Here is a 1,382-nt window from a genome sequence, read left to right on the forward strand (position 1 = left end):
CGTCCGCGTCGCGCACGACGCGCCCGCCCCGCATCACCACCACCCGGTCGGCGATGCCCGCGAGCCACCACAGCCGGTGCTCGGCCACGAGCACGGTCTTGCCCGCGGCCTTGAGCCGCGCGACCGCCTCGGCCAGCTGGAGCATGGCGCCCACGTCGAGCGACGCCGTGGGCTCGTCCAGCACGAAGACGTCGGGGCCCATCGCGCACACCGAGGCGATGGCCACCATCTGGCGCTGGCCGCCCGAGAGCGCGCGGATGTCGCGGTCGCGCAGGTGCTCGATGCCCAGCAGGGCGAAGGCGCCGTCCACGCGCCGGTGCATCTCGGCGCGCGAGAGCCCGAGGTTCTCGCAGCCGAACGCCACCTCCGAGGTGGTGTCCAGGTTGAAGAACTGGCTGCGGGGGTTCTGGAACACCGAGCCCACGCGCCGGCACAGCGCGTCCATCTCCCACGACCCCGCGTCCTTGCCGGCGATGCGCACCGACCCCGCGAGCTCCCCGTCGTAGGAGACGGGGATCAGCCCGTTCGCCAGGCGCGTGAGCGTGGTCTTGCCGCAGCCGGAGCCGCCGGTGAGCACCACGCACTGCCCTGCGGGCACGCTCAGGGACACGTCGGCGAGGGCGGGCTCGCGGGCGCCGGCGTAGGTGAAGCCCGCCCGGTCGAACGAAAGCGCCGCGTCGGCCTGCGCGCTCACGCGATCACCCCCAGCTTGATGAGCGCCACGCACGCGACCACGGCGCCGAACAGGGCGGCGAACAGGGCGTCCGCCGGCCCGAAGCGCAGCTCGTAGTAGGACGTGCGCGCCGCCGCGGAGTCGATGCCGCGCACGATGGCCGCGTTCGACAGCTCGTCGGCCACGATGGCCAGCCGGCTCATCACGGGCACCATGAGGTTCTCCGCCGTCAGCGCCGGATGCCGCAGCACCGTCGCGGGCGACAGCGCCATGCCGCGCACCTTCATGGCCTCGGCCACCGACGAGAACTCCTTGCCCATCGTGGGGAAGAACCTGAGCGCCACGCACAGCGCCACCACGCCGCCGCGCGGCACGTGCGCGCGCTGCAGCGCCGAGGCCATCTCGCCCACGCGCGTGGTGGCGATCATGTTCGACGCGAACATCCCCACGCAGAACACGCGGCGGAACACGACGATCATCGCGGCGAACGACGCGGTCACCTCGTTCGGAAAGGCGGCGACGGCCATGCTGGCCCCGAAGACGGCCGCGTAGGCCGCCAGCCAGCGCAGCGCCGCCGACGCGCGGCCGCACCAGATCATCGTCGCGGCGCACAGCGCCACGGCCGCCACCTCGGTCCACGGCTTCGTCGGCGCGAACGCGATGAGGTTCAGCATGAGCAGGACGGCGAGCGACGTGCGCGGGTCGAGCC

General features: G+C 73.3%; 2 protein-coding genes. Both read right to left on the reverse strand.

Annotated elements, in window-relative coordinates:
* Nucleotides 1-694 (reverse strand): ABC transporter ATP-binding protein (locus GT613_RS15240; protein WP_161172732.1); only part of this gene is annotated, 694 nt, incomplete at its 3' end.
* Nucleotides 691-1,382, reverse strand: a 692-nt coding sequence (locus GT613_RS15245) for an energy-coupling factor transporter transmembrane protein EcfT (protein ID WP_157011392.1), incomplete at its 5' end; no start/stop codon positions are given. The genes GT613_RS15240 and GT613_RS15245, both read right to left, overlap by 4 nt.

This window comes from Eggerthella sp. BIOML-A4 (genome assembly GCF_009875575.1).
In the GTDB taxonomy this organism is placed as follows: Bacteria; Actinomycetota; Coriobacteriia; order Coriobacteriales; family Eggerthellaceae; genus Eggerthella; species Eggerthella lenta.